A 20,162-nucleotide genomic window follows, 5' to 3' on the forward strand; every position below is an offset into this window, starting at 1 on the left:
GTCGGCTTTTGCCGACGGCACGTCCTTTTTTTGTTTTACAGCTTCGGCAGGGTCATGATAAATCGGCTTCCTTGCTCTCCTCTACTCTCCGCCCGGACGGTTCCCCCATGGGCCAGCGCAATGGACTTTACAATCGCAAGGCCAATTCCCGCGCCGCCAGATTCCCGGTTCCGGGATTTGTCGGTGCGGTAAAGCCGCTCAAACACGAGGGACAGCTCCTGCGGGGGGATGCCGATGCCGTCGTCTTCCACGGTCAGCGTGGCGTGGTCCTCGTCGTTCTCCACCCTGACGCGGATGTGCCCGTGGGCTCCGGTGTACTTCACGGCGTTGGAAAGCAAATTTACCATCACCTGACACAGCTTGTCCCGGTCGGCCTCCAGAATGGAGGAGCCGCCCTCCACCGCCAAAAACAGGTCCTTCTTTTTAAGGTCCGCTGCGAAGCTGGCGCATACGGTGCGGACAACCTCCATCAGATCCACCCGGGTTTTATGGAGGGCAAGATTTTCGTGCTCCATTTCCTCCAGCCGCTCCAAATCCGCCACAAGGCCCGAAAGGCGGCCGATCTCTTCATAGCAGCTTTGCAGCCGCTCGGCGCTGGGCTCCCACACGCCCTCAATCATCATTTCAAGATGAGAGGAAAGCGTGGTGAGGGGAGTTCGCAGCTCATGGGCAACGTCGGCGGTAAGCTGTTTTCTCATTCGCTCCTGTCCCAACAGCCGGTCGGAAAGATAGTTGATGGCGGCGGTCAGCTCGTCCAGCTCCAGCGTTCCCGTGTTGCCCTCGAAGCGGGCGGAATAGTCACCCTGAGAAATCTGCTTTGCGATATACCCGGTTCTGATAATCGGGCGCGCGATGCGCCTTGCCAAGACGCCGCTGACAAGTAGAGCCGCGCACAGCGAGGCCAGCCCCACGGCAACCAGCACCGTGTTGAGCGCGCCCAGAAAGCGGAAGTCGCTGTCGCTTAAAAAGTACGGGCCGTAATAGCTGATGGAGAGGGAGCCAACCGCCTGCCCGTTTTGGGTCAGAGGATAGTCGTGAGCGGCAAACGCGCCCTGCATGTCGGGCCGCCATTTTTTCATCCGCGCGGAAATTTCCGTCATCACCTGATGGCACGCAGACATGTCGTGATTTTCCGCGTCCCAGACAATCGCGCCCTCCCGGTCGTAGACCTTGACGATATAACCGTCATACAGGGCGTACATCCCCGCGCCATGCAGATATTCCTCGTTCCATCTTCCGGTCAGTCTGTCATACTGGCCGCTGAAATTGGAAATCATGTCGTCGGCTTTTTCCTTTTGCTGCGCCCCGATATATTTTTCAAATTCCCCGGCAATCAGAATGTTGGACAGCAGGCTGATGACCGCCACGGTAAACAGCACGATCAGCGCCATGGTCAGGGATAGTTGCCCTTTCAGTCTGCGCATATCATTCCCCTCCGAATTTATAGCCCAGCCCGTGCACTGTGAGGATGTATGCGGGCGAACGGGGATCGTCCTCTATTTTTTGTCGGAGATTTTTCATGTGACTGTCAATAGCCCGGTCGTAGCCGTCAAATTCGTCGCCCAGAGCAAGGGCAATCAGCTCGGCCCGGGTAAACACCTTTCCGGGATACTTCACCAGTGCGGATAAAATTTTCAGCTCGTTGGGGGTCAGGCTGACAGGCCTTCCCTGTTTTCGGATGACATTCTGCTCAAAATCCACATACAAATCGCCATCATTCCATGAATTTTTCATCGTCAGGGGAATCAGGTCGTCCCCGGCGCGGCGCAACAGGGCTTCAATCCGGGCGCACAGAATCTTCAGGCTGAACGGTTTTGTGATATAGTCGTCCGCACCCAGCCCAAGCCCCTCCAACTGGTCGTTTTCCTGTGCCTTTGCCGTCAGCATGACAATGGGGACCCGGGACTTTTTCCGTAGAATCCGGCAGACCTCTCCCCCCGTCATGTCGGGCATCATCAGGTCCAGCACCACCAGAGCCACGTTCATCCCGTCAAAAAGCTCCAGTGCCTGCATGCCGGTTTGGGCGGTGTAAACGGAAAAGCCCCTACTTTTTAAGAAGGAGGCCACGGCCTCCAAAATTTTCGGCTCGTCGTCCACCACCAGAATATTTTTGCTGTCCTTTGTCATACGCGGCACCTGCCCTGTCGTGAAATTCGTCCCCTGTACCCGGACGGAGAAACGGGAACCGCGAGGAATTGCGGTTCCCGTTTTTTACGCAATGCCCGCCAGATGTCCTCCTGCCCGGAGTTTGGCTGTCTCCATGATATACCCGGGATTGGCCAATTGCAACCAGAACGGTGTTGGCTGCCGGTTCGGTAATCGCGCTGCGTTTGCTCTGGAAAAATTCCCAATTCCGGATACGAAGCGCCGGTTTCCCATCTCTGCGGCAGATTACCGCCGAGCTTTGTATCCCGGTTAGTATTCCACCTTCCAGTTATTAAAAATCTGGGCTGACTCATTCAGAAAATCATTGGAAATGGTAATGGAGTCCTCCGTCACTGTTTTGTTCTCATCCATAATCGGCCAGGGATTGCAGCCTCCTGCCTCAACCTCAACGCGGTCCATGGTAAACTGGTTGCCGCAGTTTTGGCACACCAGCTTGTCGCCCGACTGCTCGTAATACCCCCGCCCGGAATCGTAGCATACCTGACAGGTGTTGAAAGCGGTGCGGACGGTGCCGTCCGGCGCCTTCACGGCGATGACCTCCATGGCGGTTCCGTTGACCTCTGTTGGGTAAAAGGAGGCCTGATCCGTAATGTCCTCCAGACGAATGACAAGGTCCTCCCCGCTGCTCGAGGACGTCTGCGGGGTGGCGTCCCCGCCAGTGCCGCCGGAGCAGGCGGCAAGAGCAAGGATGGATGCAAGGGCAAATACGAAGGCCCCCGCGGTCTTCCATTTGACCTTTCCGTGGGGTTTTACCTGAATAAGCATTGTTTTGTTCCTCCTTGTAATTTTGAAATGCTGCATGCCGCCCGTGGGGGCTGAAATGCAGCGGTCAGGCACAGCAGGACGGGCCGGAGAAATACCCCGGCGCACCAAGGATGGAGTCCTGAGAAGTACCGCCGGACGGCGGTTCAATCTCCGTCCCCGGCTCTGCCACGGTAATGCTGCTGCGAATCATCCCCATCCAGCAGCTATACCCAAAGGTACCCGTCTCCTCCGGCGTAAAGGTAATGACGTTTTCCCCGGTTTTAAAAGAGTGCTCCACGCCGTATTCCTGAATAAAAAGCCGGTTGTTGCAGCCGTTGATGCTGCCCTTGGGTGCGTCGATAATCCATTTGACGGGCGTTCCGGCCCAAACGGTGATTTGCGGGTATTGCCCCGGCAAAAGGGTACTTCGGACCACCTGAACGCCATCCTCCAGAACGGGGCCGGACACGGTGGATCCCCCTTGCAGGGCGGCGGTTTGGCCCGTGGAAAAACCGGACAGGCTCCAGCCCTGAGAAAGCATGGACAGGCCCAGCACTGCCACCAGCACCGCCCCAACTGTCATTACCCGTTTGGTGAACCGCCTGCCTAAAGCCGCGCTGAGAGCCCCAAGGCCGAACATCAGCGGCACTGTGCCCAGACTGAACAGCAGCATGGATAGCGCGCCAGCAAAGGCATTTCCGGTGGAAAGGGCATAAATCTGCATGGCCTGCAAGGGGCCGCAGGGCATCAGACCGTTGAGCAGGCCTACCACAAGGGGGCTTCCGCTCTTGGCTTTTTCTGAATCAATCCGCTGGGCGATTCCCTTTGGCATGCGCGGAGTCAGTGCTCTCAGTGATGGGAAAATACCCAGCATATTGAAGCCCATCAAAACCATGAACCCGCCGGCAATCAGCTTCAAGACGCCCTGCGCGACAGGCGAAAAAGTGACAACGGAGCCAAGCGCACCTACCACAAAGCCCACGGCGGTGTAGGAAATTACCCGTCCGAGGTTGTATAAAAAAGCGGGCCTGAGCGAGGAAAAGCGGCGCTCACTTTCCGGAGATTCGCTTTTGGGAATGCATTGGGAAAGGTTAATGCCGCCGCACATGGCCACGCAGTGGACAGAGGTAATCAGTCCGATGACAAACAGCATTCCGTATTCCATATTTGCTTCTGCCAGTTGGCTGGGCACAAGCAGATTCAGAAAGCCAAAGTGCTCCAATAGCATATAGAGCGAGGCAATCACCAGAAGCAGACCAGCGGAGCGCGCTGTGTTTCCGTTTTGGTCCCGGCGGCCCGCAACCACCTGATACCCCAGCTTTTGAATCATTGCGGCAAGCTTCTCAACGGAAATTACGTCCGGGTCGTAGGTGACTTCCGCCGTTCCGGCGGCGTAGCTCACGTCCGCTGTTTGAACGCCCGGAGTACCTCTCAGCTTTTTTTCAACCTTGTTTTGACAGTTCACGCAAGACATGCCGTCAATATGCAATTTTTCGGCTTTTATCCCTGCTTTCATAAACACCCTCTTTTCACCCTTGGGCCAAAGCATAGCGAAAAGATTTGTAGATGTTATGGAGAAGAAAAATAAAACCCTGCCAATTAAAAAAACCTCCGTATGCAGAAAGCACGCTTCCCTGCCCGTTCCCAAAACGCCGAAACCGCCCCCGCGCCAACTCGCGCGGGGGCGGTTTTATTCGTGAATGTCACAAGAAAAAATTGCTGCCGTTTATTCTGAAGAGTTCTCATCGCTTTGCTTGCGATGGTCCAAAGCATACCGGCAACATTGCAGCACCAGCATATTAAAGGAAATACCGGTCTCCTCCGCCGTGCTGCTCAGGTCCTCAAAAAGCTTTTCAGTAAAACGGATTGTCCGGGGTACGTTTGCGTTCGCATATTGCCTGTCAATCTCAAACACAGTAACACCACCTTTATTGGTATTGACAGTATAACTGTTTTTGGTTATATTTTAATATAACCAAAAATGGTGCAAATAAAGGCGGGAGGGTAACATGAAAGAAAGTCAGACAAACATCACATACAGGCGTTTGGAGCTTAAACTATCCAAAATTGCTGCAAAAATTGCTGACGCGACAGACCTGTCCCGTCAGGCAAAAGAATTGGCAGTTAATTCCGAGCATCTGCTGATTGATGCGCAAACGGAAATCGACGACCTCTATATTTCCTTGGAAGACTGCGGCCCAACATCTGAATCTTAACCTGACGCATGACGAGGAGACAGGTCCGAAAGGTATGCGATGCTATCTGAAAAAGAACTGTTTCTTTTTAAAAAATTTTTAGAATTATTTTATTAAGCAGGGCCGCGAGGGGCCTGATTTATTTGTTCTGAGGGGACGTAATTAACGTCCGCTTGCGGCAAAAAGCGTATTGACTTCCCATTTCCGCAATGCTATGCTAATGGAAACACAGGCACGGGCGAGAGAGATCGGGGGCCGTCCCAAAGCCAGGGACACATTGGGTCTGGATCACCTTTCGCCCACAGGAAGCAGAGCTGAAAAGCTCGGGAAAAGGACCCGTCTTCCGTGATTTTTAAAGCGAAGCGGACATTACGGGAAATATGGAAAGGAGCACATATCATGAGCGAACTGAAATTTTACATTTGCAAGCATTGCGGCAATCTGGTGGAGATGGTTCACACGGGCGGCGGCCAACTGGTCTGCTGCGGCGATCCCATGGTGGAGTTGAAGGCCAACACCGTTGACGCCAGCCAGGAGAAGCACGTCCCCGTCGTCACTGTGGAAGGGGATACCGTGAAGGTCGCCGTTGGCGCGGTGGCACATCCCATGCTTGAGGAGCATTATATCCAGTGGGTTTACTTGATGACCGAGCATGGCGCTCTGCGTCACGAGTTTAAGCCCGGCGATGCGCCCGAGGCCACGTTCTGCCTGAACGGCGAAAAGGCTCTGGCGGCCTATGAATACTGCAATCTGCACGGACTCTGGAAAAAAGAGCTGTAAGCGGTTACAGTCTCACGAGTAACAAGACCGATGGCCGCACAAGCGGCCATCGGTTTTTCTGCCGGATGCGCATGAACGAGGAGGGGCAGGCGTGAAGGTTTGTATTTTGCAAGGAAGTCCAAGGGAAAAGGGCAATACCAACGCTCTTCTGGCCCCGTTTATACAAAGGCTGGAGGAGCGGGGCCATCGCTGCCAAACGATTTCACTCCGGGAAAAGGATTTAAGGCCCTGCACCGCCTGCCGTGCCTGTCAAAAGGACTGGACCATCTTTGGCTGCGTGCAGCAGGACGACATGCAGGATATTTTTGACGCTGTCCTCTCCTGCGATTTGCTGGTTTTGGCATCGCCCATTTACGCGTGGTACTGCACCCCGCCGATGAAGGCAGTGCTGGACCGGTTGGTATACGGCATGAACAAGTATTACGGCGAGGCCAAGGGGCCATCCCTTTGGGCAGGGAAGTCCATGGCGCTGGTAACTACCTGCGGCTATGTCCCGGAAAAAGGGGCAGACCTGTGGGAGGCCGGTATGCGGCGCTATTGCAAGCACTCCCGGCTGAAGTATCTGGGAATGCTGGCGGAGCGGCACCTGGGCTATGACGTGCCGTTTATGGACGGGGAAAAGGCCGACCGCGCGGCGAAATTTGCCGACCGGCTCTGCGATGAAGTGGAAAAATAGTAAATTTTTTTAAAGTTGCATATGCAACTTAACACATGAGCGTATTCGTATATACTCATATCATAGACAGCAAGAAACAACTGTCAGCCAAAAGCCGGCGCATGGCACGCCGGGTTATAAGGAGGAAATATAATATGAAGAAATGGGTTTGTTCTATCTGCGGATATGTATTTGAAGGCGAGAATCCCCCCGAGAAGTGCCCCCAGTGCGGCGCACCTGCTTCTAAGTTTATCGAACAGAAGGGCGAAATGGTCTGGGCTGCCGAGCATGTGATCGGCGTGGGCAAGTCCTTTGGGGACAATGTGCCTGTTGAGGTTCAGAATGAGATTGTGGAGGGTCTGCGGGCCAACTTCACAGGCGAGTGCACCGAGGTGGGCATGTATCTGGCGATGAGCCGGGCCGCCTATCGCGAGGGCTATCCTGAAATCGGCGACTATTGGCACAAGGCCGGTCTGGAAGAGGCTGAGCATGCTGCCAGATTTGCGGAGCTGCTGGGCGAGGTCGTCACCGATTCCTCCAAGAAGAATTTGGAGATGCGCGTGGAGGCCGAGAACGGCGCTACCATGGGCAAGTTTGAGCTGGCGAAGCTTGCTAAGCAGTATAATTTGGATGCCATTCACGACACCGTCCACGAGATGGCCCGTGACGAGGCCCGGCACGGCAAGGCTTTCGCCGGCCTGCTGAACAGATACTTCGGCAAGTAAGTTCTCTTTCCATATTTAAGAGTAAGCAGGCTCCCGGGAAATTCTCGGGGGCCTGCTTTTTCCAGTAAGAAACCGCCCCGGCCGATAGGTCGGGGCGGTTGATTTTGTATTCGGCGGAGGAATTACTCCGCGGCGGCGAGGGCCTTTGCCTCGGCAATGGCCTTCTCCTGTGCGGCGGGAGGACAGTCCTCATACCGGGTGAAGTTCAGCGTGAAACGGGCGCGGCTCTGGGTCATGGACCGCAGATCAATGGCATAGGTGCCCATTTCGCCCATGGGGACCTCAGCCACAACCTCCGTCTCTCCATCTCCCATAGGATTGGTGCCAAGGACGCGGCCCCGGCGCTTGTTGAGATCGCCCATCACGTCGCCGGTGAAGTTATCGGGCACAAAGACGTGCAGCTCGCCGATGGGCTCCAGCAGCACGGGGTTCGCCTGCTCCAGACCCGCCTTGAACGCAAGGCTGGCGGCGGTTTTAAACGCCATTTCGGAGGAATCCACCGGGTGATAGGAGCCGTCCACCAGCGTGGCCTTCAAAAATACCACGGGGTAACCCGCCAGCGGGCCGTGGACGCAGCTTTCCCGCAGGCCCTTTTCAACAGCCGGGAAGAAGTTCCTCGGCACGGAGCCGCCGAACACGTTTTCGGCGAACACCATCTCCTCGCTCTCGCTCTGAGGCTCAAACTCAATCCACACGTCGCCAAACTGGCCGTGTCCGCCGGACTGCTTCTTATGGCGGCCCTGCACCTTCACGGTCTTGCGGATTTTCTCTCGATATGCCACACGGACGGGGGAAAGCACGGTTTCCACGCCGAAGCGGGACTGGAGCTTTGCCCGCAGCACATCCAATTGAATGTCGCCGGTGCCGGAGAGAACCAACTGGTGCGTCTCGGCGTTATTGATGAGGGAGAAAGTCAAATCCTCCTCGCCCAGCTTGAAAAGGCCGCCCGCCACCTTGTCGTCCTGCCCCCGGGTCTTGGGGGCAATGGCCTGCGCATAGCAGGGAATGGGGAACGGAATGCCGGTCAGATTCACCACCCGCTTGGCGGTGCACAGGGTATCCCCGGTTTTCACCTTCTCCATCTTAGCCGCCGCCGCAATGTCGCCGCAGCAGACCTCCTTGACCTCCACGGCCTTTTTGCCCTTCATGGTGTACAGATGCCCCAGCTTCATGGCCTCGCCGGTGCGGGCGTTGGTCAGCGTCATATCCGCCGTGACCTTGCCGGAAATTACTTTGAAATAAGAGTACCGGCCATACTGGTCGGAGGTAGTCTTGAACACAAAGGCATAGGGGTCGCCTGTTTCCGTCAGGTCAATTTCCACCTGATTGCCGTCGGTATCGGTACCCTTGCGATTGGGAATTTCCACCGGATTGGGGAACAGTTTTGCCACCGTGTCCAGCACGGTCTGGGTGCCCATGCCGGAAAAGGCGCTGCCGCACATCACCGGGCAGAGAATCAAATCCCGCACGCCCGCGTGAAGACCTTCCAACAGCTCCTCCTGCGTGAAGGGGTCGCCATTGAAGAATTTCTCCATCTTTTCCTCGCTGGTTTCGGCAACGGACTCGCAAAGCTGCTGGTAGAAGTTCTCCACAACCTCCGCCTTGTCGGCGGGAATGGGAATTTCCTCCCTGCGTCCGTCGGGCTTCAGGGCGTATGCCTTTTTGTAAACCACGTCGATCAGCGCGTCAATTTTCTTGTTCTCGTCCCACATGGGCATCATGGTGGGGCACACGGCCCGGCCAAATTTTTCACGGAGGGATTCCCACGCGCCGTTAAAGTCGCCGCCCTCTTCGTCGGTTTTGGAAATGTAAATCGCCCGGGGCATATTCCGCTCCTGAAGATATTTCCACGCCTTCTCGGTGCCCACGGAAATGCCGCCTTTGGCGGAACAGACGATGATGCCGGCGTCCGCCACGCGGAGCGCCTCCAACACCTCGCCGGAAAAATCAAAATAACCCGGAGTGTCGATCACATTGATCTTCACGTCCTTGAATTCGATGGGAGCGATGCTTAAAGAGATCGTAATTTTCCGCTTGATCTCTTCGGGATCATAGTCGCAGGTCGTATTTCCATCGGTCACCTTACCGAGACGATCCGTGCCGCCGGTGAGATACAGCATGGACTCTACCAGAGAGGTCTTGCCGTTTCCGCCGTGGCCCAGCAGGCAGATATTGCGAATGTCCTTTGCAGTCATATGTTTTGTACTCCCTTCGATTTGTTGCTTGGGCAGAAAACCCGAAAAATCGCTCCATACGCCATGAAATGCGTAGTATGGCCGTTAAAAGCATTATACAATGATTTGACGGTTAGCACAACGCCGGATTTGTCCAGGCCCCTATTTTTGGTGGCCTGCACAAGAAAGAAAGTAAAGAATTTACATTTCCATCCCGTTTAAAGCAAAAGCCGCGGCCCCAAATCAGGGCCGCGGCAATCGTTTTTTCTTCAGTTCGCAAAGGAGAGATGGAACCTTGCCCCTGCGTCGCCGATGAATGCGACCAGTCCGCCCTCGGGCAGCTTCACGGAGCCGTCGTCCCACAGAAAAGAGGAAGCAACCACGCTGCCCTTGGCGTCGTAGACATAGAAGCCTGCGTTTTCGGGCGGGGTGACGGTCATGGTTTTTCCTGCGTCCTTCTCCCCCACCGTATACCACCGGGCATAGCCGTCGGATTGAATCGTGGAATAGGCCGCGCCGGTTCCGGTGAAAAGATTTTTCAGGCCGCTATCCATTAGATAGGGCGTATTGCCAATCCATAGGAGATTTCCCTCCACCGTCATGTTGTTGGCGTCCCGGCCGATGGGCAGGTCGTACACCAGCTCCGTGGGGCTTGCAATGCGATAGCCCCCCACGTAGCCCGGAACATATTGCGCCCCCTGCTGCATGGCGGCGGTTTGGGAGGAATCGGACAGGGCCAGATATAGCTGGGAGGTATACTTTTCTGTCAAGGGCACTGCATTCATCGTCAGCAGCGCGTCCCATGCGGCCTGGGCTTCTGCGGAGACAGAATTTTCCGGCATCTTCACCATGAGATAGTCGCTGGTGGGCAGGACTCCTAGCCCGGGAAGGGGCGTATAGCTCTGCTGATAGAGATAGGTATAGCCGTTGCTTTCCTTCACCAGCTTCACCGCCACCGTGTTGCTCTCGTCCCGGAAGGAGCCGTCGCTGTAATAGGTCAGCGTCTGATCCGGTACGCCCGCAAGGGTCATCTGGCGGAGAAGCAGCTTCCCGTCGGAGGAAACGGTGATCTGCACCTGCTGACTGGTGGTTCCGTAATACCCGGACTCCTTCACCAGCGACTGGGGCATGGCAGAGACTGTCGCAGTGGGAAGCGTGGGGGCCGTCTCGTCCACTTCCACGCCCTTTTCCTTCAAGGCGCTGATCAAAAGCTGGGCGGCGGCCAGCTCATTGTAAACCGACACGCCCCCGGCGGAAACCACCGCCGCCGCCAGATTGTATTCCGGCAGGACCAGCAGCGCCGCGTGATAGCGCAGGGTGTCCCCGCCCTTTACAAGGCACTGGATGCCGTTTTGAGCAAAGGGCGCAAACTCCACCGCGTCCCAGCCAAGGCCAAAGCTTACAAGGCCCAAAGGCTCGTCAGGCCAGATGCCCCGGTCGTATTCCGGCGCGGCCATGGCGGTGGTGGATTTGGCGGAAAGCAGGGACGTTCCCGTAAGAGCGCCGCCGAAAGAGGCCAAATCACTGGCGGTGGCGTACAGTCCTCCCGCGCCCACAATGCCAAGGGATTCGGCGGGCAGCTCCCGGGAATCGCCGGCAGAGGCATAGGTGGGAGCCAAGAGGCTCTTGGAAAACGAATCCTGCGGGGCAAAGGTCATTTTCAGCCCCAGAGGAGACAGAATCTCGGCGCGTACATAGTCCATAAAGTCCTTGCCGGAAACGGCCTCTACGATCAGCTCCGCAAGCGTAAATCCATCGTTGCAGTAGGCGGAAAAGGCGCCGGGGTCGGCCTTCAGTTTTTGGGTGGAAAGACGCTGCAAAAGATCGGTTGTTGCCTGCTGGTCGTCGTCGTCAAACAAAAACGCGTTGCCCAAGGAGGTCCCGGCGAGACCGGAGGAATGGTTCAGCAGCATCCGCACCGTAATTTTTGTATAGCGGGAATCCGCCATTTTAAAGTTCTTTAAGTAGGCTGTCACAGGGGAATCCAAATTGATTTTCCCGGCCTCCACCAGCTTCATCACGGCCACGGTGGTGTAGATCTTGCTGATGGAGCCAATGCCGTAAAGGTCCCGACTCGTGGAAGCAAAGGTAGGTATGGAATTAGTGGGCGTTTTGTCTCCGCCCAGAACAGCGGTGTAGGAAAGCTTACCCTCGTTCCACAGCGCATAGGAAATACTGTCCGCAAGCCCATATTTCTGGGCAGCTTCGACGGCGGCCGAATCCGCAGCCTGCCGCTCTGCGGACAGTGTGGAGGACGCTGCCGCGGCGGGTAAAACCAGACTCATTGCCAAGGTCAGCGCCAGTGCCGACGCCCCCAGCCGTTTTCTAAACGTACGATTCATGTTTCGTTCCTTTCCGCCCCGACGGGCGCTCGTATTGTATTGCTGCCGCATTGCGCTTCAAAGCGCGGGAAAATCAGGCAAGCTTTTGCCGCTTCCGCAGCCGCAGGGAAAGCACCGCCAGACAAATTCCAACCGCGCCGCTAAAAAAGCAGAACAGCAGCATAGCGCTTATACCGGCTCCGTCAATCATAGCTCCGGCAATCAGGTTGCCCAGCACGCCGCTCAGGCCGTTGGTCGCCACCATTTTCAAGGACTGGCCCTGCACCCGGTCCTCCGGCAGCACGTTTTCGTTGGCAAAGTAGACGTTGCCGGGATTAAACAATCCATAGCCCAGCATCTGAATCGGCTGCAAAAGCAGAAGTAGCCGCAAATCGCCGCACAGGAAAAAAAGCAGCGGCTTTGCCGCCATAAAAATGACCGAGGCAAGCATTACCTTTTCAATACCCACGCGTTTCCACAGCCACTGAAACAAAATGGCCCCCGGAAGCTCCGACGCAGCCATAAGGAAGAGCGCAAGGCCCAAATCGCCGCTGTTGCCGCCTCGGTTTTCCACCAGATTCACAAGAAAATTCACGATGGGCATGACGGCCATCAGCCCGAAAAAGCCAGCCCCCAGCATGGCGGTAAACGCCGGGTTGTGCTTTAAAATGTACAGCGGGGAGTGAGGCTTTGTTCTGGTCCCCTCCGGTCCGGTGGACCCGGGAAAGGCGGGGAAAACCGCCAGAGCCAATAAAATCAGCAGCACCAGCGCTGCGTGGGTGGTCAGGGCGGACTCCACGCCGAAGCGTTGGGCCTGCCGCCCCACCACAATGGAAATCCCGGCGTAGGAAAAGGCCCCCAATCCCCTGCCCAAACTGTACCGCACATTCACGCCCGCGTTTAAAAACTGCATGGACATGGAGTCGATCAGGGGATAAGAATTTGTCTCCAGTGCCCCCAGCGCCAAAAAAATCAGAGCGGTGCAAAAAAAGCCGGGGCGGGTGAAATAAAACACGCCGTGGACTGCCAGTGCCAGCAGCATGCACGCGCCAAACAGGTGCTTCAATGGCACGTTTGGATGCCGGTCGGCCCAAGCGCCCAGAAGCGGCTGGGAAAAGATGCCCGCAAGGCAGCCCAGCGCGATGAACACCCCAGCCTGTCCGCTGGAAAAGCCCCGGCCAAGGACGATGGCCGTCTGATAGCCGGTAAAAGCGGCCATCATGCCCCAGAACCAGATCTGGAGCATAAAATACGCCGCATTGACCCGCAGAGAGGAAGGAAGGCGCGCTGCGCTCATTGCACTTCCTCCGTGAGGTACCCCAGAAGCGGCTCAAATTCCACACCCTCCCGCATGGGAAGCTCGGCGGCGGCGGTTCGCTCCGCGCAGGCCCGGACAAACTTGGCCGCCAGCATGGCCGCGGCAGTCAGCGGTTTCCCCTGTACCAGCGCTCCGGTGAGGACGGAGGCAAACACATCCCCGGTGCCGTGAAATTCGTGGGCCACAAAGTCGGTCTGGACCGGCTCGGCCCGCCCGGTTTTCGCATCAAAGCACATGGCTCCCGTCATTCCCGGCGACATGGACACGCCGGTGAGCACCACGGAGCGCTTTCCGTCCAGACTCAGGCGCTCCACTGTCTCCCGGGGGGAAGGAAGTTCCCCAAAAGGCAGCTTCAGCAGCAGTGCCGCCTCGGTGAGGTTGGGAGTAATCACGTCGGCAAGGAGGGCCAGTCGGGCCATTCCGTCGCACATTTCGGGGGTGTAGGTCTTGTAGACCATGCCGTGGTCCCCCATCACGGGGTCCACCACCGTCAGGGTATCGGGCTGGCGGAAGTCGTAAAAAAACTCCTCCACCACGCCGATTTGGCGGGCGCTGCCCAAAAAACCGCTGTAAATTGCGTCAAACCGCAGATCCAGAGACTTCCAGTGGGCGGCGGCGAGGGTCATCTCGTCGGTCATGTCCAGGAAGGTAAAACCCTGAAAGCCGCCGGTGTGGGTGGAGAGAAAGGCGGTGGGCAGTGGGCAGCACTGGGCCCCCATGGCGGACAAAATGGGCAGTGCCACGGTAAGGGAGCACCGTCCAAAGCCGGATAGGTCGTGGATGGCGGCGATACGGGGCGTAGACATGGCGTACCTCTTTTCTTCTCTCAAATGGGTGAGAGCGGAAGTCTTTCCTGTTTAGTATACGGCAAATTTGCCTATTGTTCAAGAGGCGGAATCGTGGTAGAATATCCACTAGGTGGCAGGCGGTTTTAAGCGGCGTTTTGCGCCCGCTGTTCTCTGCCGCAGGCGGCGGCATGTAAAAAGCGGATATCCGCTCATATACGCGGGCATGATGGATTGGTAGACATGTAAGATTTAGGTGTTGTCACCTCAGTGAAGAATTGCCCCTTGTGCTGGTAAAGGCAGACACTGTCTGTTTTTATAAGTGTGAATCAAGTGATATTCTCCGCCTCGGGTTTCCTCCCCGTGCAGAAATAGAGGAAAAACTGAATATGCGCCTGTGATGGAATTGGTAGACATGCAAGATTTAGGTTCTTGTGTCGCGAGACGTGTGGGTTCGAGTCCCTTCAGGCGCACCAAATTAAAGTCATGTATGAGGATTCGAACCCATACATGACTTTTTATTTGAGTAATAATAGATTGATACGGATCGAGAAATATTTGAAGCTTAATACAAGGGGGACTAATGAAACGCAAAATAAAAACAAAACGAGTTATTATAGTTAGTCTGCTGACGGCCGCTCTTGTATTAGGAGCGATTGTTGAGTTTGTTTTAACGGCAATTGAGTCAAGAAGCTATCCTGCGATCGGATCGTATGTTGATTTAGGTGCGTATCAAGCGCATTACTATTCAAAAGGCGAGGGCGATTTGGCATTTGTTTTTATCGCAGGCTCCGGAACGCCATGCGCCTATACGGATTTTTATAGATTGCAAGATGAATTGTCAGCCGTGGGGCAAACGGTTACGTTTGACCATGCGGGAAGCGGTTGGAGCTCAGAAAGCAAAACCGATCGAACGATTGAGAACTTGGCCAATGAACTATCTACACTGATTGATACAGCCTGCTCTAACAAGCCAGTAGTCTTACTATGTCATTCGCTTGGTTCTCTTGAGGCGATTGCTTACACGCAGCTGCATCCTCAACAGGTGAAAGGAATCGTGTTTTTGGATTCAGGAAGCCCTGAGTTCTACAGTACGGATTCCGAATTTCTCGCAGCGGCGATGAACAGAGGGATTGCCTTTGCCAGAACGATTGGCTTGAATCGGCTGCTGGGGGAATTGGGATTTCTATTGCCGCTGTATGGTGAGAATGTTAGAAATTCTCTTCTTTCTGAAAAAGTAAAAGACTTAGATGAGGCCATGTACTATCGCTTTGCGGGAAATTCTGCTTCGCTGGGCACCATTAAACTCATCAATGAAAATGCAGAAAAGATTCTCAATGGGTCTTTATTAGGAGAAACACCTATACTCGTTCTTTCCTCTGATAACGGTGACGAATGGGATAGTGTGCAGCTTCAGCTTGCCTCGTGGTCTGAAAGCAGTAAACAGGTGAAGCTTAAAGATTCCGAACACTATTTGTATTGGTCAAATTCTGATGAAGCTTTATATTACATTGGGGAGTTTGTTGAAAACATTTCATACTAGCAAATGAGCACAATCTATTAAAATAATAGTTTAAATCCCTCTTTAATGATTAGTGGATATCCAAAACTGACGTGGCTTGCAAAACATGATATCGAAACTGCCCCACCGGAAAGAAACGCACTGCCAATCCTAATAAATGGCCGTTCGGCCTGTCATGTGGAACCCAGTGGGGATATGTGCATATTTCCTGACGACCTCCGCTCTTCCGAAGCGGATGAACTTTTGGTAGCAAGGCGCTTCGGCCCGGCGGCCGGGGAGCGGGCGGCGCGGATCGCGGGCTTTTTGTGCGCGGGGCTGCTCTGCGGTGGGCTTGTGTGGCTGATGCGGGAGAGCCGAGGCAACCTTTGGCTGGCCCTCCCGCTGCGGGCTGCTGGCGGCGTGTCTTCGGGAGCTGCGGGGCGGGGGATACCCCGCCCCGCCGTCTTGTATCATAGTATCAAGGCGGCCCGCAAATAATGAGATTGCCCGATCTGGTGAAATCGGGTTGCTTTTCATGTCCGGCAGCAGTAAAATTGAAATGGGGAAGCAACTTTCCCTTCTATTGGCGTGTCCTAAAACAGGGATTTGCGGGGGAGATTACTCGATCCAAAAGAAAGCGGAGTGCCGCAGATCAATCATTGTGAACATTATGATGCACTGGGAGGAAAAGAAACTTATGGAGTTGGTCAGGGCTTGGACGCGTCAGCACTCTGACGTACTGAAGGAGCTGGAAAGCACAGGCGTTTATCGAGTAAAAAAAGAGCATATTTGCGAAAAGAACGGGCAGATTTCCGAATATTACCTGGAGCTTTACGACTGGTATAGCTACAATGCGGCGCGGCTGGTACCGCGCCCGGAGGGAGCGGAATATCCCATCTGGCTCTTTCTTACCGAGGACACAAGGCTGCCCCCCATCGAGGGCACCGTGGTACTTGCCTTGGAGATCCCGCGGGATCAGATTGTGATCACCGACGTGGAGCGCTGGGGCTACCGGGTAAATTATATGTACATTCCTCTGGACGAGCAGGACGGGCTGCGCCATGAGCAGGAATTGCAGCGCAACGGCATCGTGAACGAACCGGCGCTGATTCAAACGTCCAAAGGGAATTTTTATCCGCTGCTTAAGCGGAAAATTATTGGCAGCTGGCAGCGCGTATTTGAGGCCCCCGCGCAGGGCTCGAATGTGGAGCAGGGAACGGTTTGGGAGCTGCGAAAGGAGTGGCTGGAGGGAGTCGTCACGGATGGAGCATGATCGGATCACTCTCTGGACGCGGCAGGACTCCATGGTTTTAGAGACGATGGATAAAGAGGGAATCTATCGCGTTTACAGCGCATATGTGGACGGTAAATATCAGGAATCCGGCTGGAGCTTTCAAATCGCCTATGGGTTTTTCAGGCAGGAAATGAGCCGTTATCTCGCGCCGGAGCTGGGCGAAGAGTCGCCCATCTGGCTGCATGGAACGCAGGAGGCCACTGGAATATTCTCGGAGTCGCCGCTGCTGAAGCTGGAAATTCCCTGGGATGAATGCGTGTTTTTTGACCAGCGGGAGTGGAACCGGGTTTTAAATCTGGAGTATTTGGGTCGCGCGCCCCGAAAGGAGGCCGCATTTCAGCAAAAGCTGGAGCAGCAGGGGGTGGCCCATGCCAGCATTGTGTTTCGGACCCCACATTACCCGCTGCTGAAAAAGGAGATTCTGGACAGCTGGCGCGGCCTGGTAAAGAGGGAGCCGATGGAAGCTGAATATTTACAGGCGGCCGTCTGGCATTTGAAAAAAGAGTGGCTTACGGAAATCTCATAAGTAAAATAAAAGGGAAAGGGATGCCGCCGCGTCCCTTTCCCTTTCTTTGTATAAAGCTGTATATTACGATGCGCACAGCGTCAGCAGCAGCTTACAGACATGCAGCATACGTTTTGTCTGGGCATCGTTGTCGATCTCGTCCTTGCAGTCGATCTTTTCGTTCAGCAACATACGAAAGTATGACACTGTCAGATCGTTAATCAGCTGCAGCTGGTCAGCGGACGTACTCTCCTGTATGAGAGGGCGAAGCACGTCCATGTTGCGCTGATACAGGTTCGAGGTCCGGACCATTGTCTGCAATGAGCCGGACATGCCCTCCAGCTGTTCCGGGAACAGATCGTAGTAGGCTCTCACGACATGTCCCAGACGGTGGCTGTGCTTGCTGAAAAAAAGGTGATTAATGCCCTCCGAATATTGAAATGCGTATCGGCAAAAGAGTTTCCAGCTGACCATGTAAATGTCCAGGGGAGTGCTCAGACTGTTGCGTTTGCCGCTTTGAATCAAATCGGATACGTAGCATTTGAAAAGATCCACACAGGCGAACAAAAGCAATTCATCCAAATCCTCAAAATGCCTGTACAAGGTAGCGCTGTTCAAATCGGATTTCTGGGCGATCTTTCGAATCGTTACCGATTCTAGACCCTCTGCTACAATGAGCTCTTGCGTGGCCTGGATCAGGCAGGCCGATACTTTTCCGGCTGCCTTTTTATCCAATGGGGGCCGTCCCATACTGTTTCAGTCCTTCCTGTTCGCCGTTGCGGGAAGCTGGTGCGCGTCAAAGGTACACAACTGCGTAAAATAAATGATTTTAATTGCGCTACTACTATACCACACACCGTTTTATCTTTCAAATGCTTCTTGCTATATTTTTAAATTGATATCCATCAAAGTATGATCGTATTATTCAATAAAATGCGAATCGGCGCAATGAATTTGTGCCGTAAAAGCGTTTGTGTAGAATGAATTTACGGCGGTAAAAAATTTGTGCATTTTATAGAAATTGCAAAACGACCTTGATATTTGTCCAATTTAATTTTATAATCGTGATTATAAAACAATTTCTGGCATGGAAAAGAATAGGAGAGTCGTAGGTATGGACAAAATCTATGATGTCATCATTCTGGGCGCCGGCCCCGCGGGATTGGCCGCAGGGCTGTATGCCGGGCGCAGTCGGCTGGATACCCTGATCATTGAAAAAGGGCAGGATGGCGGACAGATCGCCATTACCAGTGAAATTGAAAACTATCCCGGGCAGCTTTTGGAGGGCGAAACCGGCCCTTCGCTGGTGGCCCGGATGACGGAGCAGGCCAAAAAGTTTGGCGCGGAGCGGGTGAGCGACGTGATGAAGTCGCTGGATCTTTCCGGCGACGTGAAGAAAGTGACAGGAAACAAGGGCGAGTATCTGGCAAAAACCGTGATTCTCGCCACCGGCGCGTTTCCCCGTCCCATCGGCTGCAAAAATGAGGCCAAATTCGTAGGCAAGGGCATTTCCTTCTGCGCCACCTGCGACGCCGCATTTTTTGAGGACTTCGAGGTCTTCGTGGTGGGTGGAGGCGACTCCGCCGTGGAGGAGGCTATGTACCTCTCGAAATTTGCCCGGAAGGTCACGATTATCCACCGCCGGGAGGAGCTGCGGGCGGCCAAATCCATTCAGGAAAAGGCGTTTGCCAACCCCAAGCTGCATTTTATGTGGGATTCCGTGGTGGAAGAGGCAGACGGCGACGAGTTGCTGTCCAAGATGGTGATTAAAAACACCAAAACCGGCGAGCTGACCACCATTGAGGCGGACGAGGAAGACGGGATGTTCGGCCTGTTCGGCTTCATCGGCCTGCTGCCCAATACAAAGCTGTACGAGGGTGCGGTAGATATGGAAAACGGCTATATCCGCACCGACGACAATATGCACACCAACCTCCCCGGCGTGTTCGCGGCGGGGGATTTGCGGGTGAAGAGCTTGCGTCAGGTGGTCACCGCGGCAGCAGACGGCGCGATTGCCGCCATGCAGGCGGAGCACTATATCTCAAATCTGAAGTAAAAGGAGCGAAGGATATGCTGGAACTGGATAAGGAAATCTTTGAAGCCGAAGTGCTTCAGGCCCCCGGCAAGGTCGTTGTGGACTTCTACGGAGACGGCTGCGTCCCCTGCGCGGCATTGATGCCCCACGTCCATGAGTTCGCGGAAAAGTATGGCGGCGACGGCCTGAAATTCTGCGCCCTGAACACCACCAAGGCCCGCCGCCTTGCCATCGGGCAGAAGATTCTGGGCCTGCCTGTAATTGCCGTGTATGAAAACGGCGAGATGATCGACTCCTGCGTGAAGGACGACGCAACGCCCGAAAACGTGGAGGCCATGATCAAAAAGTACGCCTGAGTAAGAAGCCCCGCCCTGCGGGGGCGGGAAGCGTTTCAGGCTGCAAATTCAGATAGCGGGCCGGAATCCCTGTTTGTCCGGCTGACTATAATCTTACAGAAAAGGAGGAACAGAAACATGGGTATTTTAGCGGGCAAGAAGGTTGTCATCATTGGCGACCGGGACGGCATCCCCGGTCAGGCCATTGAGGCTTGCGCCAAGAGCGCCGGCGCCGAGGTCGTGTTTTCCTCGACGGAGTGCTTCGTCTGAACGGCCGCTGGTGCAATGGATCTGGAGAATCAGAAGCGGGTTAAGGAATTCGCCGAGCAGTATGGCCCCGAGAACGTAGTCGTTCTTTTGGGCGCGTCTGAGGGCGAGGCTTCCGGCCTTGCGGCTGAAACGGTCACCAACGGTGACCCGACCTATGCCGGTCCATTGACAGGAGTCCAGTTGGGACTCAGGGTTTATCATGTGTGCGAGCCTGAAATCAAGACGGAATTTGACGAGGCCGTCTACGAGGAGCAGGTGAGCATGATGGAAATGGTTTTGGACGTTGACGACATCGTCAATGAGATGACCAGCATTCGGGAGCAATACTGCAAGTTTTGATTCCGGAGTCGGCGGGGGCG

The 20,162-nt window shown here is 54.9% G+C and carries 22 protein-coding genes, 1 tRNA gene and 1 pseudogene; 13 read left to right on the top strand and 11 right to left on the bottom strand.

Annotated elements, in window-relative coordinates; all coding sequences use genetic code 11:
• Positions 1-35 precede the first annotated feature (35 nt).
• The 5 genes from RTU96_RS13750 to RTU96_RS13770 form a co-directional block, all read right to left on the bottom strand.
• Positions 36-1,424, bottom strand: coding sequence for an ATP-binding protein (locus tag RTU96_RS13750; RefSeq protein ID WP_312637217.1), 1,389 nt, complete (start codon positions 1,422-1,424; stop codon positions 36-38).
• A gap of 1 nt (position 1,425) precedes the next feature.
• Entirely contained in the window at positions 1,426-2,127 is a 702-nt protein-coding gene (locus tag RTU96_RS13755; RefSeq protein ID WP_312637218.1) for a response regulator transcription factor, read from the bottom strand.
• Between the two features lie 288 nt (positions 2,128-2,415).
• Positions 2,416-2,931 carry a DUF2318 domain-containing protein gene (locus RTU96_RS13760; protein WP_312637219.1) on the bottom strand — a complete coding sequence of 172 codons (516 nt, stop codon included), beginning with the start codon at positions 2,929-2,931 and terminating at the stop codon, positions 2,416-2,418.
• A gap of 64 nt (positions 2,932-2,995) precedes the next feature.
• On the bottom strand, positions 2,996-4,459 hold the full coding sequence (locus RTU96_RS13765; RefSeq protein WP_312637220.1) for a sulfite exporter TauE/SafE family protein: 1,464 nt from the start codon (positions 4,457-4,459) through the stop codon (positions 2,996-2,998).
• 177 nt (positions 4,460-4,636) lie between these two features.
• On the bottom strand, positions 4,637-4,825 hold the full coding sequence (locus RTU96_RS13770; RefSeq protein ID WP_312637222.1) for a hypothetical protein: 189 nt from the start codon (positions 4,823-4,825) through the stop codon (positions 4,637-4,639).
• A gap of 94 nt (positions 4,826-4,919) precedes the next feature.
• Between RTU96_RS13770 and RTU96_RS13775 the strand changes: the two genes are divergently transcribed.
• The 4 genes from RTU96_RS13775 to RTU96_RS13790 all read left to right on the top strand — a co-directional run bounded on the left by RTU96_RS13775 (position 4,920) and on the right by RTU96_RS13790 (position 7,265).
• Positions 4,920-5,126, top strand: a complete 207-nt coding sequence (locus tag RTU96_RS13775; RefSeq protein WP_312637223.1) for a hypothetical protein — start codon at positions 4,920-4,922, stop codon at positions 5,124-5,126.
• 378 nt (positions 5,127-5,504) lie between these two features.
• Positions 5,505-5,885 (top strand): desulfoferrodoxin, encoded by a 381-nt coding sequence (locus RTU96_RS13780; protein WP_312279812.1) that lies wholly within the window; start codon positions 5,505-5,507, stop codon positions 5,883-5,885.
• 91 nt (positions 5,886-5,976) lie between these two features.
• Positions 5,977-6,561, top strand: coding sequence for a flavodoxin family protein (locus RTU96_RS13785; protein WP_312637224.1), 585 nt, complete (start codon positions 5,977-5,979; stop codon positions 6,559-6,561).
• A gap of 134 nt (positions 6,562-6,695) precedes the next feature.
• Positions 6,696-7,265 (top strand): NADH peroxidase, encoded by a 570-nt coding sequence (locus tag RTU96_RS13790; protein ID WP_293008849.1) that lies wholly within the window; start codon positions 6,696-6,698, stop codon positions 7,263-7,265.
• Positions 7,266-7,387: 122 nt separating this feature from the next.
• Here RTU96_RS13790 and RTU96_RS13795 read toward each other — a convergent pair whose 3' ends face one another.
• From RTU96_RS13795 to RTU96_RS13810, 4 genes are all read right to left on the bottom strand, one after another.
• The gene (locus RTU96_RS13795; protein WP_312637225.1) at positions 7,388-9,460 is read right to left on the bottom strand and encodes an elongation factor G; all 2,073 of its coding nucleotides are present in this window, start codon (positions 9,458-9,460) and stop codon (positions 7,388-7,390) included.
• Between the two features lie 248 nt (positions 9,461-9,708).
• The gene (locus RTU96_RS13800) at positions 9,709-11,781 is read right to left on the bottom strand and encodes a serine hydrolase domain-containing protein (protein ID WP_312637226.1); all 2,073 of its coding nucleotides are present in this window, start codon (positions 11,779-11,781) and stop codon (positions 9,709-9,711) included.
• Positions 11,782-11,854: 73 nt separating this feature from the next.
• Complete coding sequence (locus RTU96_RS13805; RefSeq protein ID WP_312637228.1) at positions 11,855-13,057, bottom strand: MFS transporter; 1,203 nt, start codon at positions 13,055-13,057, stop codon at positions 11,855-11,857.
• A complete protein-coding gene (locus tag RTU96_RS13810) occupies positions 13,054-13,884 on the bottom strand; it encodes a pyridoxamine kinase (protein WP_312637229.1) in 831 nt (276 codons plus the stop codon). Before RTU96_RS13810 ends, RTU96_RS13805 begins: the two co-directional genes overlap by 4 nt.
• Positions 13,885-14,254: 370 nt before the next feature.
• Between RTU96_RS13810 and RTU96_RS13815 the strand changes: the two genes are divergently transcribed.
• The 5 genes from RTU96_RS13815 to RTU96_RS13835 all read left to right on the top strand — a co-directional run bounded on the left by RTU96_RS13815 (position 14,255) and on the right by RTU96_RS13835 (position 17,184).
• Positions 14,255-14,339: transfer RNA gene (locus tag RTU96_RS13815), tRNA-Leu, on the top strand.
• Between the two features lie 107 nt (positions 14,340-14,446).
• Entirely contained in the window at positions 14,447-15,406 is a 960-nt protein-coding gene (locus RTU96_RS13820) for an alpha/beta fold hydrolase (protein WP_312637230.1), read from the top strand.
• Positions 15,407-15,580: 174 nt separating this feature from the next.
• Positions 15,581-15,862 carry a hypothetical protein gene (locus RTU96_RS13825; protein ID WP_312637231.1) on the top strand — a complete coding sequence of 94 codons (282 nt, stop codon included), beginning with the start codon at positions 15,581-15,583 and terminating at the stop codon, positions 15,860-15,862.
• 172 nt (positions 15,863-16,034) lie between these two features.
• Positions 16,035-16,637 (top strand): DUF3841 domain-containing protein, encoded by a 603-nt coding sequence (locus tag RTU96_RS13830; protein WP_312637232.1) that lies wholly within the window; start codon positions 16,035-16,037, stop codon positions 16,635-16,637.
• Positions 16,627-17,184: a DUF3841 domain-containing protein gene (locus RTU96_RS13835; protein WP_312637233.1), complete on the top strand. Its 558-nt coding sequence runs from the start codon at positions 16,627-16,629 to the stop codon at positions 17,182-17,184. Before RTU96_RS13830 ends, RTU96_RS13835 begins: the two co-directional genes overlap by 11 nt.
• Positions 17,185-17,247: 63 nt before the next feature.
• Here the strand turns inward: RTU96_RS13835 and RTU96_RS13840 are convergent, their stop codons facing one another.
• Positions 17,248-17,538 carry a hypothetical protein gene (locus RTU96_RS13840; RefSeq protein WP_312637235.1) on the bottom strand — a complete coding sequence of 97 codons (291 nt, stop codon included), beginning with the start codon at positions 17,536-17,538 and terminating at the stop codon, positions 17,248-17,250.
• 3 nt (positions 17,539-17,541) lie between these two features.
• Between RTU96_RS13840 and RTU96_RS13845 the strand changes: the two genes are divergently transcribed.
• Positions 17,542-17,823: a hypothetical protein gene (locus RTU96_RS13845; RefSeq protein WP_312637236.1), complete on the top strand. Its 282-nt coding sequence runs from the start codon at positions 17,542-17,544 to the stop codon at positions 17,821-17,823.
• Here RTU96_RS13845 and RTU96_RS14805 read toward each other — a convergent pair.
• Positions 17,791-17,913 (bottom strand): annotated as a pseudogene (locus RTU96_RS14805) (hypothetical protein); the annotation flags it as partial. The gene RTU96_RS13845 and the pseudogene RTU96_RS14805 overlap by 33 nt on opposite strands.
• Positions 17,914-18,277: 364 nt before the next feature.
• On the opposite strand from RTU96_RS14805, the gene trxB reads away from it, so the two are divergent.
• The 3 genes from trxB (at position 18,278) to grdA (ending at position 20,142) form a co-directional block, all read left to right on the top strand.
• Positions 18,278-19,219 carry a thioredoxin-disulfide reductase gene (gene trxB, locus RTU96_RS13850; RefSeq protein WP_312637238.1) on the top strand — a complete coding sequence of 314 codons (942 nt, stop codon included), beginning with the start codon at positions 18,278-18,280 and terminating at the stop codon, positions 19,217-19,219.
• 14 nt (positions 19,220-19,233) lie between these two features.
• On the top strand, positions 19,234-19,554 hold the full coding sequence (locus RTU96_RS13855) for a thioredoxin TrxA (RefSeq protein ID WP_312637239.1): 321 nt from the start codon (positions 19,234-19,236) through the stop codon (positions 19,552-19,554).
• A gap of 117 nt (positions 19,555-19,671) precedes the next feature.
• The gene (grdA, locus tag RTU96_RS13860) at positions 19,672-20,142 is read left to right on the top strand and encodes a glycine/sarcosine/betaine reductase complex selenoprotein A (RefSeq protein WP_293009227.1); all 471 of its coding nucleotides are present in this window, start codon (positions 19,672-19,674) and stop codon (positions 20,140-20,142) included.
• Positions 20,143-20,162 lie beyond the last annotated feature (20 nt).

The sequence above is a fragment of the Oscillibacter sp. genome, assembly GCF_032018205.1.
Lineage (GTDB): Bacteria > Bacillota > Clostridia > Oscillospirales > Oscillospiraceae > Oscillibacter.